General features: G+C 63.7%; 16 protein-coding genes and 2 tRNA genes. 8 read left to right on the top strand and 10 right to left on the bottom strand.

The window, feature by feature from the left end; genetic code table 11:
- Positions 1 to 50 precede the first annotated feature (50 nt).
- A complete protein-coding gene (locus tag ACSU04_RS01185; protein WP_439288168.1) occupies positions 51 to 1,349 on the bottom strand; it encodes a glycosyltransferase in 1,299 nt (432 codons plus the stop codon).
- 125 nt (positions 1,350 to 1,474) lie between these two features.
- On the opposite strand from ACSU04_RS01185, the gene ACSU04_RS01180 reads away from it, so the two are divergent.
- Positions 1,475 to 2,119 carry a TetR family transcriptional regulator gene (locus tag ACSU04_RS01180; protein WP_439288167.1) on the top strand — a complete coding sequence of 215 codons (645 nt, stop codon included), beginning with the start codon at positions 1,475 to 1,477 and terminating at the stop codon, positions 2,117 to 2,119.
- 259 nt (positions 2,120 to 2,378) lie between these two features.
- On the opposite strand, the gene ACSU04_RS01175 is transcribed toward ACSU04_RS01180, so the two are convergent.
- Positions 2,379 to 2,450 (bottom strand) — tRNA-Arg (locus ACSU04_RS01175).
- 52 nt (positions 2,451 to 2,502) lie between these two features.
- Here ACSU04_RS01175 and orn point away from each other — a divergent pair.
- From orn to ACSU04_RS01145, 6 genes are all read left to right on the top strand, one after another.
- Positions 2,503 to 3,129, top strand: coding sequence for an oligoribonuclease (gene orn, locus ACSU04_RS01170; RefSeq protein ID WP_439278058.1), 627 nt, complete (start codon positions 2,503 to 2,505; stop codon positions 3,127 to 3,129).
- A 36-nt stretch (positions 3,130 to 3,165) separates the two neighbouring features.
- A tRNA-His gene (locus tag ACSU04_RS01165) sits at positions 3,166 to 3,241 on the top strand.
- A 97-nt stretch (positions 3,242 to 3,338) separates the two neighbouring features.
- The gene (locus tag ACSU04_RS01160; protein ID WP_439278057.1) at positions 3,339 to 3,968 is read left to right on the top strand and encodes a LysE family transporter; all 630 of its coding nucleotides are present in this window, start codon (positions 3,339 to 3,341) and stop codon (positions 3,966 to 3,968) included.
- A 27-nt stretch (positions 3,969 to 3,995) separates the two neighbouring features.
- Positions 3,996 to 4,343, top strand: a complete 348-nt coding sequence (locus tag ACSU04_RS01155; RefSeq protein ID WP_439278056.1) for a metallopeptidase family protein — start codon at positions 3,996 to 3,998, stop codon at positions 4,341 to 4,343.
- Positions 4,340 to 4,636, top strand: a complete 297-nt coding sequence (clpS, locus tag ACSU04_RS01150; protein WP_439278055.1) for an ATP-dependent Clp protease adapter ClpS — start codon at positions 4,340 to 4,342, stop codon at positions 4,634 to 4,636. The genes ACSU04_RS01155 and clpS overlap by 4 nt, the downstream gene beginning before the upstream one ends.
- Complete coding sequence (locus tag ACSU04_RS01145) at positions 4,633 to 5,133, top strand: DUF2017 family protein (RefSeq protein ID WP_439278054.1); 501 nt, start codon at positions 4,633 to 4,635, stop codon at positions 5,131 to 5,133. Before clpS ends, ACSU04_RS01145 begins: the two co-directional genes overlap by 4 nt.
- Before the next feature lie 17 nt (positions 5,134 to 5,150).
- Here ACSU04_RS01145 and ACSU04_RS01140 read toward each other — a convergent pair whose 3' ends face one another.
- The 8 genes from ACSU04_RS01140 to gatC form a co-directional block, all read right to left on the bottom strand.
- The gene (locus ACSU04_RS01140) at positions 5,151 to 6,038 is read right to left on the bottom strand and encodes a hypothetical protein (protein ID WP_439278053.1); all 888 of its coding nucleotides are present in this window, start codon (positions 6,036 to 6,038) and stop codon (positions 5,151 to 5,153) included.
- Positions 6,039 to 6,066: 28 nt separating this feature from the next.
- Positions 6,067 to 6,648 (bottom strand): hypothetical protein, encoded by a 582-nt coding sequence (locus ACSU04_RS01135; protein WP_439288166.1) that lies wholly within the window; start codon positions 6,646 to 6,648, stop codon positions 6,067 to 6,069.
- The gene (locus ACSU04_RS01130) at positions 6,632 to 6,973 is read right to left on the bottom strand and encodes a hypothetical protein (protein WP_439278051.1); all 342 of its coding nucleotides are present in this window, start codon (positions 6,971 to 6,973) and stop codon (positions 6,632 to 6,634) included. Before ACSU04_RS01130 ends, ACSU04_RS01135 begins: the two co-directional genes overlap by 17 nt.
- 68 nt (positions 6,974 to 7,041) lie before the next feature.
- Positions 7,042 to 7,854, bottom strand: coding sequence for an arginase family protein (locus ACSU04_RS01125; RefSeq protein WP_439288165.1), 813 nt, complete (start codon positions 7,852 to 7,854; stop codon positions 7,042 to 7,044).
- Between the two features lie 103 nt (positions 7,855 to 7,957).
- Positions 7,958 to 9,214 (bottom strand): DNA polymerase IV, encoded by a 1,257-nt coding sequence (gene dinB / locus ACSU04_RS01120; protein ID WP_439278049.1) that lies wholly within the window; start codon positions 9,212 to 9,214, stop codon positions 7,958 to 7,960.
- A gap of 53 nt (positions 9,215 to 9,267) precedes the next feature.
- Positions 9,268 to 10,797, bottom strand: coding sequence for an Asp-tRNA(Asn)/Glu-tRNA(Gln) amidotransferase subunit GatB (gene gatB / locus ACSU04_RS01115; RefSeq protein ID WP_439288164.1), 1,530 nt, complete (start codon positions 10,795 to 10,797; stop codon positions 9,268 to 9,270).
- Entirely contained in the window at positions 10,797 to 12,314 is a 1,518-nt protein-coding gene (gatA, locus tag ACSU04_RS01110) for an Asp-tRNA(Asn)/Glu-tRNA(Gln) amidotransferase subunit GatA (RefSeq protein ID WP_439288163.1), read from the bottom strand. Before gatA ends, gatB begins: the two co-directional genes overlap by 1 nt.
- Positions 12,311 to 12,610, bottom strand: coding sequence for an Asp-tRNA(Asn)/Glu-tRNA(Gln) amidotransferase subunit GatC (gene gatC, locus ACSU04_RS01105; protein ID WP_439278046.1), 300 nt, complete (start codon positions 12,608 to 12,610; stop codon positions 12,311 to 12,313). Before gatC ends, gatA begins: the two co-directional genes overlap by 4 nt.
- 66 nt (positions 12,611 to 12,676) lie before the next feature.
- Between gatC and ACSU04_RS01100 the strand changes: the two genes are divergently transcribed.
- On the top strand, positions 12,677 to 14,377 hold the full coding sequence (locus tag ACSU04_RS01100; protein ID WP_439288162.1) for a long-chain-fatty-acid--CoA ligase: 1,701 nt from the start codon (positions 12,677 to 12,679) through the stop codon (positions 14,375 to 14,377).
- Positions 14,378 to 14,396 lie beyond the last annotated feature (19 nt).

Genomic DNA, 14,396 nt, shown 5'->3' with positions numbered 1-14,396 from the left:
GCTGGGTGGGTTGTGTGCCACCAAGCTCGGCTGCGCACCCCTGATCGCACTCATTCAGACACCAGTTTCGGCGTGAGTGTCTCGAGGACAGCTTCGAGCCCGGCGAGCCCGCTCGATGCGGCGATTTCTTTGCCGAGCGCTCGGCTGCGTTCGGCATAGCTGGGATCAGCGAGTACCCGCCGCACTGCAACACCGACCGCGTCAGGGGTGGGCTTGTTCGTGCGGAGGTTCACACCCACACCAGCCCACTGAACCCGGGCGCTGACTTCGGCTTTGTCCTCAGTCATGCCCGCAACAACGAGGGGCACCCCGTGTTCGAGGGCGTAGTGCACGCCGCCGTAGCCGCCGTTACTGACGTACACGTCGGTGAGCGGCAGCAGTCGGTCGTGTGGCAGGTATTCGGCTGCCCGCACGTTCGCGGGAAGCGGCGACGGCAGTGTCGAAAGCGGACGCCCGCCCGTGCTCACGACGACGAGTACGTCGTCATCAGCGAGCGCCGTAATGGTTGGGGTGATGAGCTCGTCGTAGTCAGTGTTCGCGATCGTGCCCTGACTCACGTGCACAACCGGGCGAGAACCGTCGAGCTCTGACCACCACTCGGGCAACTCCCCGTCGCTCTTCGTGACACGCGACATGGGGCCCACAAAATGCACGGTGTCAGGGAGGTCGCTGCGATCGTACTCGAACCCGGGAACCGTGAACTGCACGATCGCGTCAGCCCGAGATGCGCCTGCCATGAAGAACCCATCAAGCTTTTCCCCAGTGGCATCCAAGATGATCTTCTCGGCCTGCCGTTGCACGCCACCAAAGATGAGTTTCTTCGTGAGCACGCCAAGTGCTGCGTTCCGGATCCGCCCGAGCACGCCGGGCTTGGGGAGGATCCCGAGCCCAAACGGTGCCGTATCGACGCTCTCCACGCCGAGCGGGATGATCCCGAGGTTCACGATCGCAGGGCGCTCTTCGCGGGGTCGCGCCAGGAGCCCGACCGCGCCGATGAACATGTTCTCGATGAGGATCACATCAACCTGTTCCTGCTTGATCGCCTCATCGACCGCACGGATTTGAGCCGGCGCAGGCTTCAAGAAGATGTTGCTCACGTCCCAGCGGATCCCGGCGACCCCAGACTTTCCCGCCTTGCCAGGGAAGGCAGCATTCATGTCACTGTCGTCGAAGTCTGCTTCGTCTGGCAGTGCAACGAACTCTGCGCCGGTACTGCGCACGGCGTCTGCGTAGCGACGCCCGGTCATGAAGCGCACCCGGTGGCCTTGCTGCGCGAGATGCCGCGAGACGGCGAGCAGCGGCGTAACGTGGCCGTGCACTGGGGTGCTGCAAATGAGGATCGAGTTCATGCGTGGCCCTTAAAAAGTATCGGGTCAGGGTAGTCTGGCCTCACGAAAGTATTCACTACCCTGAGAGGTTAGTCAATATGGTGGGCGAAAATCCACGACCTAATAATCGCCGTTATCACTCCGAGTTGCGCACGGGTCAGGCCGCCGAGACACGATTGCGGATACTTGACGCCGCAGCTCGGCAGTTTGCTGTCGCGGGCTACGCTGGCACCTCACTTGCTGACATCGCGCAGGCGGCGGGCGTCTCAATCGAAACCGTGAAGCTTAGCGGGCCGAAACGTCAACTGCTGCTCGCCGCGTTCGAGCACAGCTTCGCCGGGAGTGAAGGAATCGACTCCCTCGCTGCCCATGAGCCGGTCTCTCAAATCACTGCCGACACCGACAACACTCGCTATCTGGCAGGAATCGTGCATTTTGTTGCCGAGTCAAACAGGCGAAGCAGCCTTCTCTGGTCTGCACTGCTGTCTGCCGCCGCCTCAGACACGATCCTCGGCACCGAACTCGCCGCGCTTCAGCGTCGCCGCCACACCGACATGTTGATCCTCGTCGATGAACTGTGCAGCCGCCGGCTCGCCTTCGTGGCGACATCGCGTGAGCAACTCGCAGACGCGGTTTCGTTCCTGCTGTCGCCCGAGGGGTATAACCAGCTTGTGCTCGGCGCGTGCTGGAGTCAGGTCGATTACGAGGCATGGCTCGTGCGCTCGGTAGTGCTCCTTGCCGACGACGCCAGCGCGACAATGCAGCCGGACAGGTCCCACGAGTCACGCTAGGTTGCACCCAACTCGGTAGAGTCCGACCCACAACACTCAAGGAATAGGGAGACTAAGCCGTTATTGTGTGCGCTCCCGTTTGCTTCGCAGCCGCAGGCCGCGACACCACGCGACTCCGACCAAGCCCTTCAACGTAATTCTCGAGCCCGAGGTACAACTCGAAGCGATCGCCTGGACTGAACGCCGAGGCAGTCTGGAAGACGAGAACGAAACTGCGCCACGGTACACCGTGTCGCAGTTTCGAACATCGCATATTAAGTGCCCCCGGCAGGAATCGAACCTGCGACCGACGGATTAGAAAGCCGTTGCTCTTCCTCTGAGCTACGAAGGCGTATCTCTCTACGATATCAGGGCAATGTCCGCGCTCTCAGTAGAATGGGGTCATGGTATCTGCGTCTGACAACGACCGACTTGTTTGGATCGACTGCGAGATGACCGGTCTTGATCTCGCGACAGATGAGCTTGTCGAGATCGCGGTCGTCATCACCGACTTCGAACTGCGCATACTCGACCCCGGCTTCCAGGTCGTGATCAAACCGAACGACGCCGCATTGGCGAACATGAATGACTTCGTCACCAAGATGCACGAGACATCCGGCCTGATCGAAGAGATTCCACAGGGCGTATCGCTGGCGGATGCCGAGGCGCAGACTCTCGAGTACATCAAAAAGTTTGTGCCCCTTGAGCGCAAGGCGCCCCTCGCCGGCAACACCATTGGCACGGATCGCATGTTCCTTGCCAAGTACATGCCGCAGATCGACAACTGGCTGCACTACCGCAACGTCGATGTCTCCAGCATCAAGGAACTCTCCCGGCGCTGGTACCCGCGCGTCTTTTTCCAGGCACCAGAGAAGAACGGAGGGCACCGCGCCCTCGCAGACATCCTGGAGTCGATCCGCGAACTGCAGTACTACCGCGAAGCAGTCTTCGTTCCAGAGCCCGGGCCCACAAGTGACGAGGCACGCGCGATCTCCGAGCGCACCGTGTCGTCGTTCACCTCAGACGTGTAATAGACTTGTCTGGTTGCCTGTTTCGGCAGGCACATGGTGGCTATAGCTCAGCTGGTAGAGCACCGCGTTGTGGTCGCGGGGGTCGCGGGTTCAAGCCCCGTTAGCCACCCCAATACGAATGCCCGGGTAAAATCCCCCGGGCATTCTGTGTTTCTGCTGGCTCGATCGATCCTGCCGGTCTCCACGTCCCCGCAACCTAGGATCGATACGTGACTCTGACGGTCTGGCTCTCCCTGCTCACAGCATCCGTGATCATCAGCTTCACTCCAGGAGCCGGGGCCATCAATACGATGTCGAACTCACTTGCCGTGGGCTGGCGACGCTCCTTCTGGGGAGTCGTTGGACTGCAAGTCGCTCTCATCGTCCACGTCGTCATCGTCGCGGCCGGGGTCGGGCTGATCGTTGCCAGCTCTCCCCTCCTGTTCAACGTGATCCGTTACGCAGGATCCGCCTATCTCGCGTACCTCGGACTGCGTTTGATCTTCGCTCGCACGGCCCCGGACGTGGAAGGTGAAGAGAGTACCCCGCCGCTCAGGCAGAGCCGTTGGTCGATGATGCGACGTGGTTTCTGGGTGAACCTGCTCAATCCGAAGGCGATCGTGTTCTTCCTCGCCTTCATCCCGCAGTTCATTCGCGTGGATCAGCCCGCACTCCCGCAGTACCTCATCCTGGTGATCACAGTCATCCTCGTCGACGTCATCGTGATGTGGGGGTTCTACGCGACAGCGGCGAAGCCGTTCCGACGCGTCACTCACACCGCACGCGGGCAGCGTGCTCTCAACGTCGTTTTCGGTGCCCTCTTCCTCGCTGTAGCCGCCCTGCTGCTTTTCATCCACTGACCTCACGGGGCAATAGGCTGGGCAGTGATGGAGATGGATGCTACAGCTTTCGAGGAACTCGTCATAGACGAGCTCGATCAGCTGCCCGATGAGATGGTCGACGGACTCGACAACGTCGTGTTTGTCGTTGAAGACCGCCCGGAAGACGGCAGCCTCGGCATCCTGGGCCTCTACGACGGTCTCGCACTGACCGAACGCGGGCAATACGGCATGGGAGAACTTCCCGACCGCATCGTGGTGTTCCGCGAACCGCACCTCGCCCAGTGCGAGAACGAAGAGGAGCTGCGCGATGAGGTGCACACGACCCTGGTGCATGAGATCGCGCACTTCTATGGCATCGACGACACGCAACTGCACGAGATGGGGTGGGCATGAGCACACCGGTAGCAACGCCTGACATCGAGGATGTTATCGATCTGCAGGCCGCGCCTCTCGAGCCCTGGGAGGTTGTCGTGTGGAATGATCCAGTGAACTTGATGAACTACGTGGTTCGCATATTCCGCACCTATTTCGGGTACTCAATGGATCGGGCCACTCAGCTCATGCTTGCCGTGCACCACGATGGACACGCGATCGTGGCCACCGGGCCTCGCGAGACCATGGAAGTTCATGCGCAGGCTATGCACGACTATGGCCTCTGGGCGACCGTTCGAAAGGTGCCGTCATGAGCGAAGAGGCGCTACTGGTACCCCTCTCATCCATCGAGGGAACGCATCTGGTGAATCTTCTGGACGAGTTCCGAGAACTGCTCTCGACGGAGATCATGGGCGACGGGCCACATGACCCAGGGCTCGCAAGGCTCACGCCGAATCCGTACCCGGACGACGCTGAGGCCGCTCAGTCATTCACTGCGGTGACCCGCGAAGAACTCCTGGATCGCCGCTCGGCCGACGCCGCCGTGGTGCGCGCGTCACTCTTCTCATTCGCCGTCGACCCCTCCGACCTCGAAGATGACGAAGTGCTCGCCTCCCACCAGGTCATCATCCCGGAAAGCGAAATCGACGCGTGGATGCGCACGCTCACGGCGCTACGACTCGTGATCGCGGCCCGCCTCGGCATCGCCCACGAAGACACCATCGACGATGAAGACCCGCGGCGCGGTGTCTACGACTGGCTCGGCTACCGGTTGGATACGCTCATCGACGCCGCGGACGCGCTGATCTGATCTGAGTCCAGCTCAGCTCAGACTCCGAGCTTGTCCCGCCAGTACGCAAGCAGAGCGGCTCCGGCCTCGTCGTGGATGAGATCCCCCTCCGTGACGATCTCATACGGGCGGTCCAAGATCCCATCTGCCGGGCGCACGTCAACGTGCGCCACGTCGAAGCCATCCGCATGCAGTTGGTCCGCCATCTTGTAGTCGCTGCGAGAGTCTCCGACGGTGCGCCACGTGCGCGGCAGGTCGCCCGCGGCTGCGAAGTGCTCCAGCGCGCGCCGCGCACCGGTGTCCTTGTCCAGTCGCACCGATTCGATATCCGTGGAGATGATCGTCGGATCGATGCGGAACGGCACATCCCCCGCGGCATCCGCATGCTCCAGCGAACCGTAGCGCAGGCCGAGGCCCATGGCGGTGAGCAGTGCGAACGCGGCATCCTGAAACGGCCCCTGCGCAGAGCGATATGCCGCAGCGGTGACGTCTGTGCGCTGCTCTACCGAGATCATGGCGCGCTTGGTCTCGTCGAAGAACATGGTGTCGCTGAATCGCTCCGCCACAAGGGAGCGGATGCTGTCGATCGCCGCATCCGGAAATGCCACGTCGCGGTCGATCACGACCTCCCCCATGCCTGCGGAGTTGACCTCAGCCCACGTCCCGCCCTTCTCGAAGACCCCGAACATGCGTGACGTCGGCAGCTCGAGGGCGTCGGCGAGTCCAGCGGCGAACAGCGGCGTCATCACCTGCTCGCGAATGAACTCTGAGGATCGGCCGGTGATAAACGCGATCGGCACGCCGGCAGCGGTCAATGCGACGAGGTCCGTGATGATCTGAGGGATGCTGATCGCCCGGGTGACAGGGCTCGCGATCGGGCCGTCGACGTCCAGCAGCAATCCGAGGTCAGGGAGAGAGGTGTTCACCCATCCACCCTAAAGCGCGTAGCGATCGCTACGGGACGGTGATGGTGATATCGGCGAGAGCACGAGGATCGTCGCGGTCGATGTGGCGCTGCTCCTGCACTGCCCAGCGATCCCAATGCGGACGGAACCCGTCTCCGTCACGCTCGAACGCACGGCGCTTTCGAGGCGCCTCTGGTGATTCCACCCACACGCGCACGTCGGCAATACGCGCCGTAGCGGGATTAAGCGCTCCGCAGCCTTCGAGGATCACCCCGAGAGCGGGTGTGACAGCGCTGGCTTCTGCCTCGGTCTCCTGTTCCCAGTCCCATCGGCGCCAGGTGCTCAGCAGTCCCCTGGCGTGCGGGCGAAGAATGTCATGCAGGGCACGTTCAACGCCGGCGTCGAGTCCGTCCCAGCCGGGGTACAGCGAGTCCAGGGCGATGAGCTGCGGACGACCAGCAAGGGGCCAGTTCGCTGCCACTATGCGTGCCAGGGTGGATTTTCCCGCGCCAGCTCTGCCGTCGATCAGAACGACGGGGTTCGCTGCGGCGACGGCGACCACGGCATCGAGAATGCCTGCCGCAGCGCGCTGTAGAACCTGCGCGACGGGGTCGTTACTTCTTGAGGGCACGGATCACGCGTGCGAGCGCCCTGCCTGCGACACAGACGAACGGAATCCCGACCGCAAGCAGCGTCACCAGGTTCGGCTCGAAACGCAGGCCCTCTTCGCGACGTACATATACGCCAAGGGGAATAGAGATGCCTCCACCTGTGCCGCCTTCACCGTTGCCTGCGCCTTCACCATCGCCGGCACCACCGGCACCGCCGGCGAATCCCGACATCGTCAGCGCGACAGGAGTGATGCTGACGCCGTCGACATCCTGCGGCTCACCGTAAGCGCTCTTGACCCCGAACGAGGCGGCCTGTTTTCCGAGTTCCACTGCGATGTTGGGCATGGTTCCACGCTATCCCAGAGACCCAACAAAGTTGCAGTCAATCCAGGATGACTTGTGTCTACCTACACTCAGCGCCGCAGACCCTGGAACGTCTCGAGAATGAGCTCGACGCTGACCGGCGACGGCACCTCAGGCGCGCCATACTCGAATTCGGCGAGCTCCACTCCCCTGACGCGATCCACCGGGAGCGCCGCGAAGATGTCAGCAACCTGATGCGGCAGCAGCCCGTCCGGCACACGGTAGGCCGCGGGGATGTACCCCGGCTCGAGCACATCCCAGTCCACATGGATCCACACTTCACGGCCGGCTACAAGTTCCGCCACGCGTGCGGGTGTGCTTTCGATCGGGGACAGCACGCGAACGCCGGCTTCTGCCAGTAAGTCAGCTTCAGTCGGGTCGATGTCGCGTCCACCCACGACGATGACCTGCTCCGGGTTCAAACCTGCGCCGTGGCCGCTGTCCCACAGCCCGCATGCGGCCGCGAGGACCATTCCGCCGAGATAGCCGGATTCGGTGCTCGCAGGTGTGTTGAAGTCGCCGTGGGCGTCGATCCACAGCACGACCGCTCCGGGGTAACGGGCTGCCGCAGTCGGCAGTGTTCCCAGGCTCACCGCGCACGTGTTGGTCAGAAGCAGAGGTACTTGACCGGCATCCAGGACAGCGGTGACGGCATCCCGCAGGCCCTCCAGCGTCTGCCGCGCGGCGGGAAGCGCGACAGTCCAGTCATCCACCGTGCCTGGAGACGGCGTCCCGACGACGACCGGGGTGCGATCGAGGTATGCGCTCAGCGCCTCGCCGGCCGCGCGCGCTCCTCTCAATGCGCCATCCGTGCGATCCGCCACGCGGCCCTGCGAGATGATGATCCCGAAATCCTGCGTCATGTCTGTTCCTTCCGAAAACTGCCGCCGATCACCGGCCATGCTACGTCCAGTACGGGTCCACAAGGCGTTCGTTACACTGCGTGAAGTGGTCGCGTCGTGAGCGTCAGTCGAGGCCGTGGGCTTTGGGATGCCGCGGCGCACCGCGCCCATCACCGCGGCCCACGTGACGGGCGCGCGTGATCGTGGCGTTGCCGAAGCGTGCTCGTGCGTCATCCAAAGCACCTTCGACCTTTCGCCAGTGCTCGTCTTCATCCCAGAGGGCGAACGCCGCGCCTCCTGCCGGCCGCAACTTCTCAGCGCGCACGCCAACGAGCCGCACGGGGTCGCGACGGTCGATCGATTCGAAGAGCGTCTGAGCCGCCTCGCCGATGCGCTGGCCGACCGAGGTCGGCTCCGCCAGAGTCTGCGAACGACTCAACGTCGTGAAGTCGTCGAAGCGGATCTTGATCGCAACCGTGGCGCACTCCCACCCCGCTCGCCGAAGCCTGGCCGCCACACGGTCGGCGAGGCGCAGGAGTTCGGCGCGCAGGAATTCTCGGTCTGTGACGTCCTCGTCGAAGGTCTCTTCATGCCCAATGCTTTTCTCGACACGTTCGGTGTCGACAGCGCGTGCATCCTGGCCACGAGACAGCAGAACAAGCCGGCCACCGAGGGCGCGGCCAACCGCACGGTCGAGCACGTCCGGTGGAGATTCACGGACGTCTCCGATGGTGCGGATGCCGCGCGCCTCAAGAGCTTCCGCTGCTTTCGGGCCGACACCCCACATCGTGCGTACCGAGCGTGGTGAGAGAAAGTCAAGAGTGTCGGCGGCAGCGATGATCAGCAGCCCGTCCGGCTTTGAGATCGTCGACGCCATCTTCGCCACATGCTTTGTGGCCGCAACCCCCACACTGCAGACGATCCCGACCTCGGCCTGCACGCGCTCACGAACGAGCCGAGCGATCTCGCCTGGACTCCCCCACAGTCGTCGCACGCCCTGCACATCGAGGAATGCCTCATCCACCGACAGCGGCTCGACCAGCGGCGTGATCGACTCGAAAACCGCCATCACCTGACGAGAGATCTCCTGATACCGCTCGAAATGAGGCATGACGATCTTTGCGCTCGGACACAAGCGCATCGCCTGGCTGACCGGCATCGCTGCACGTACGCCGTACTGACGCGCCTCGTAGGACGCGCTGGACACGACAGACCTGCCATCGGGCGCACCGATGATCAGCGGCAGCCCGCGCAGCGACGGATCATCGAGCACCTCGACGGCCGCGTAGAACGCATCCATATCGACATGCAGGATGCGCGTGCCGGTGTCGTCCGCTCCGTCGGGAGAGACAAGCCTGCCTCGTCCGTCTCCGCGCCCCATGATTCCATTCTCGCTGACGCCACCGACACCGGGGCGTCAGCGAGAACAAGACGTTACTGCGCTGCGCGCTCCAGGACGAGCTCGCGCACGCGGGCGGCGTCGGCCTGACCCTTCATCGCCTTCATGACCGCGCCGATCACGGCGCCGGCGGCCTGGACCTTGCCGTCCTTGATCTTGGCGAGCACATCGGGCTGAGAAGCCAGGGCTTCGTCGATCGCGGCGATCAATGCCCCGTCATCCGAGACGACAGCGAGGCCACGAGCGTCGACGACCTGCTGCGGCGTGCCTTCGCCGGCGATGACGCCTTCGAGCACCTGGCGTGCCAGCTTGTCGGTGAGGGTTCCCTCATCGATGAGCTTCTGCAGGGCGGCAACGTTCTCCGGCGTGATGAGGCCGGCGGCATCCTTGTCCTGCGTGTTCGCGAGACGAGAGATTTCCCCCGTCCACCACTTGCGTGCGGCGGCGGGTGTCGCACCGGCGGCGATAGTGGCCTCGACCTCGTCGATCAGGGCGCCGTTGCGAACATCCTGGAACTCGAGATCAGTGAAGTTCCACTCCGCCTTCAACCGGCGGCGACGTGCCACCGGCTGCTCTGGCAGGGCCGCACGCAGTTCCTCGATCAGCTCGACCGCAGGCTGCACTGGCAGCAGGTCAGGCTCCGGGAAGTACCGGTAGTCATCCGCGTCCGACTTCGGGCGACCGGGTGACGTGGTGCTGGTGTCCTCGTGCCAGTGGCGCGTCTCCTGGGTGATCGTGCCGCCGTCGGCGAGGATCTGTGCCTGGCGCTGGATCTCGTGGCGAACAGCACGCTCGACCGATCGCATGGAGTTGACGTTCTTGGTCTCGGTGCGGGTCCCCAGTGGTGCGGGCTCCTCGCCCTCCGCTACGCGCGGGCGCAACGAGACGTTCGCGTCACAGCGAAGGTTTCCCCGCTCCAGACGCGCCTCAGAGATGCCGAGGCTCCGCACGATGTCACGGATCGTGGAGACGTACGCCTTCGCGACCTCAGGAGCGCGGTGCTCCGTGCCGTAAATGATGTTCGTGACGATCTCGACCAGCGGGACGCCGGCACGGTTGTAGTCGACGAGCGAGTATTCAGCGCCCTGGATGCGACCGGTCGCGCCGCCCATGTGGGTGAGCTTTCCGGCATCCTCCTCCATGTGCGCGCGCTCGATCGGAATCGTCACGAGCGTGCCGTCCTCGAGCTCGACCACGACGGATCCCTCATACGCGATCGGCTCGTCGTACTGCGAGATCTGGTAGTTCTTACCGAGGTCAGGGTAGAAGTAGTTCTTCCGCGCGAAACGGCTGGATGCTGCGATCGAGCAGCCGAGCGCCAGGCCCAGGCTGATCGATGAGCGGATCGCCGTCTCGTTCACGACCGGCAGCGAGCCGGGAAGACCGAGATCAACCGGGGCGATCAGCGTGTTCGGCTCTGCGGCGTGATACTTCTCGTTCGCCGGGTTCGGCGCATCCGAGAACATCTTCGTGTTTGTGTTGAGTTCGACGTGCACCTCGAAGCCGAGCACCGGCTCGAACAGTTCGAGGGCCTTGTCGTAGTCCATCAGCTTTGCCGCAGCCATTAGCGGTTCCCTCCTGCGAGCTGGGGAGCTCGGGTCAGCAACGGTGCGCCCCACGAATCTACGAGCGCGGTCTCCAGCGCGGCACCCACACGGTACAGACGAGCATCTTGGTGCGCGGGAGCGATGAACTGGATGCCGACGGGCAGGCCGTCGTCATCTGCAAGACCCGAAGGGATCGAAATCGCGGGAACACCGGCGAGGTTCGCCGGAATCGTGGTGACATCGTTCAGGTACATCTGCAGCGGATCGTCGATCTTCTCGCCGATCTTGAACGCTGTGGTCGGCGCGGAGGGTGTCGCGATGACATCGACCTGCGCGAAGGCATTGTCGAAGTCCTGCTGAATGAGCGTGCGAACCTTCTGCGCGCTGCCGTAGTAGGCGTCGTAGTACCCGGCCGAGAGTGCGTACGTGCCGAGGATGATGCGGCGCTTGACCTCATCGCCGAAGCCGGCTTCACGCGTCGCCGACATCACGTCTTCGACGGTTGCGGCGCCTTCGGGGGTGACCCGCATGCCGAAGCGCACGGAGTCGAACTTCGCCAGGTTGCTGGATGCCTCGGCGGGCAGGATCAGGTAGTAAGCCGCAACACCGTACTCGAAGTGCGGGGTGGAGATCTCGACGATCTCCGCACCGTTCGCCTCGAGGAGGTCGAGAGAGGCACGGAAGGATGCCGCCACGCCGGATTGGAAACCCGAATCCGGCAGCTCCTTGATGACGCCGACCTTCAGTCCCTTGAGCACATCTCCGCGGGCGCCCTCACGCGCAGCATCCGCGAACGACGGCCAGGCGTCGGTCAGTGAGGTGGAGTCCTTGGGATCGTGACCGCCGATGATGTCGTGCAGGAGCCCCGAGTCGAGAACAGTTCGTGTGACGGGACCCACCTGGTCAAGGCTCGATGCCAGCGCAATCGCACCGTAGCGGCTGACGCCACCATAGGTCGGCTTCAGGCCGACCGTGCCGGTCACATGGGCGGGCTGGCGAATCGAGCCGCCCGTGTCTGAGCCGAGCGCGAGCGGCGCCTCGAACGCGGCGACGGCGGCAGCGGATCCACCGCCAGAGCCACCGGGAATCCGATCCAGATCCCATGGATTGCGGGTAGGACCATATGCGGAGTGCTCTGTGGAGGAGCCCATCGCGAACTCGTCCATGTTGGTCTTGCCCAGCGGCACGAGGCCGGCAGCACGCGAACGCGCGACGACGGTGGCGTCGTAGGGCGACATGTAGCCCTCGAGAATCTTCGAGCCGCTCGTCGTGGGCTGATCTGTGGTGACCAGGACGTCCTTGATGGCGAGCGGAACACCAGCGAGGGGGCCGAGCTTCTCGCCTGCGGCGCGTCGTGCATCAACGGCGTCGGCGGCAGCCAGCGCACCCTCGTTCACGTGCAGGAAAGCATGGACGTCGCCGTCAACGGCTGCGATGCGGTCCAGGTGTGCCTGGGTGGCTTCGCGGCTGGAGACCTCGCCTGCGGCGAGCTTGTCTCCGAGTTCGGCGGCCGTCCAGCGGATGATGTCGCTCACTGCTCTTCTCCCAAGATCGCGCTCACGCGGAACCGGCCGTCCACGGCATCCGGCGCATTCTGCAGCACCTGTTCATGCGTGAGCGTCTCGCCGACCACGTCGGGACGGAAGACGTTCGCAAGCGGAATCGGGTGGCTCGTGGCCACCACATCGGAGGTCGCAACCTCCGACACCTTCGCGATGTTGTCGACGATGGCGTCGAGCTGGCCCGTGAGCCGCGTCACCTCGTCGTCTTTTAGCTGGATGCGCGCGAGCACGCCGAGATGGCGCACGAGCTCAGGGGTGATTTCAGACACCACCCCAGTCTAGTTCGCCGCGTCGGATCCCCCGCGCGCCCCGAGGCTCCCCATAGGCTGGTCGGCATGACGACGTTCGATCCCCCTCGCCCCTGGGTCGCCAGCTACGCCGATGGCGTTCCAGAAGACCTCGCCCCTGTCGATGGCTCACTCATCGATATCGTTGCGGCGTCAGCTCGCGACTATCCGGATGCTGTCGCCCTGCAGTTCTTTGGCCAGGAGACGACGTACGCCCAGATGCAGGATGCGATCGAGCGCGCGGCAGCGGGGCTGCGGGACCTCGGCATCCGAGCCGGAGATCCGGTCGCGATCGTGCTGCCGAACTGCCCGCAGCACATCATTGCCTTTTACGCGGTGCTGCGGTTGGGCGCTGTCGTCGTCGAGCACAACCCGCTCTACACGCCTCGCGAACTCCGCAAGCAGTTCGAAGACCACGGGGCAAAGCACGCGATCGTGTGGAACAAGGTCGTGGGAATGGTGCAGGAGTTCCCCGCCGACCTTACGATGAAGACCCTGATCGCCGTCGACATCACCAAGGCGATGCCGTTCTTCACGCAAATCGCACTGAAGCTGCCGATCGCGAAGGCCCGGGTGTCACGCGCCGCTCTCACCGAGAAGGTGCGCGGCGCGATCGACTGGGAGCAGGTCGTCCGCTCTGCTCCCCTGCCTTCCTCACATCCGAAGCCGGACACGGACGACCTCGCGATCATCCAGTACACCTCTGGCACGACGGGAAACCCCAAGGGCGCCTCCCTCAGCCACCGCAACCTGCTCTCGAATGCAGCACAGGCACAGGCCTGGGTCCCATCGATCCAGCGCGGACACGGTTGCGTCGTATACGCAGTGCTCCCCATGTTCCACGCCTACGGCCTCACCCTCTGCCTGACATTTGCGATGTCGATGGGTGCCCGCCTGGTGCTGTTCCCGAAATTCGACCCAGACATGGTGCTCGAGGTAGTCAAGAAGCATCCGGCGACCTTTCTTCCTCTCGTTCCCCCGATCGCGGAACGGTTGCTCGCGGCCGCCGAGGCGAAAGGCATCTCGCTACGGGGCATCGACGTGGCGATCTCCGGTGCGATGGCGCTCCCGCACGAACTCGTCGTTCCTTTCGAAGAAGCATCCGGAGGTTTCCTTGTCGAGGGTTATGGACTCAGCGAGTGCTCCCCCGTACTGATGGCAAACCCCGTGGCACAGAGCCGCGTGCCCGGAACGATTGGCCTGCCGTTGCCAGGCACCGAGTGCCGCGTTGTCGACCCAGACAACCCCACGCAGGATGTCGAGCCTGGAGCGCCTGGTGAGCTCGTCGTCCGCGGCCCGCAGGTGTTCTTGGGCTACTACGGCAAGCCGGAGGCCACCGAGGAGTCCTTCGTCGACGGCTGGTACCGCACCGGCGACATCGTCACGATCGATGAGGCCGGGTTTGTGCGGATTGTTGATCGCATCAAGGAACTCATCATCACCGGCGGCTTCAACGTCGCGCCCACTGAAGTCGAGAACGCTCTGCGCCAGCATCCGTCCGTGGCAGATGCCGCTGTGGTCGGATTGCACGATGATCACTCGGGCGAAGAGGTCGTCGCCGCGATCGTCCTCGACGCCGGCGCACAGCTGGATGAGGCGTCGATCAGGGAGTTTGCGCGCAGCATCCTGACTCCGTACAAGGTGCCACGTCGGATCTTCGTCGTCGACGAATTGCCCAAGTCGATCATCGGCAAGGTGCTGCGCCGACAGGTGAAGGAAAAGCTCATCGCGCTCACCACAAGTGCCTAAGAGTGCGTCTTCACAGACA

It is taken from the genome of Microbacterium sp. A84 (genome assembly GCF_051842815.1).
Lineage (GTDB): Bacteria > Actinomycetota > Actinomycetes > Actinomycetales > Microbacteriaceae > Microbacterium.
This window is presented reverse-complemented; position numbering and strand designations above follow the sequence as displayed.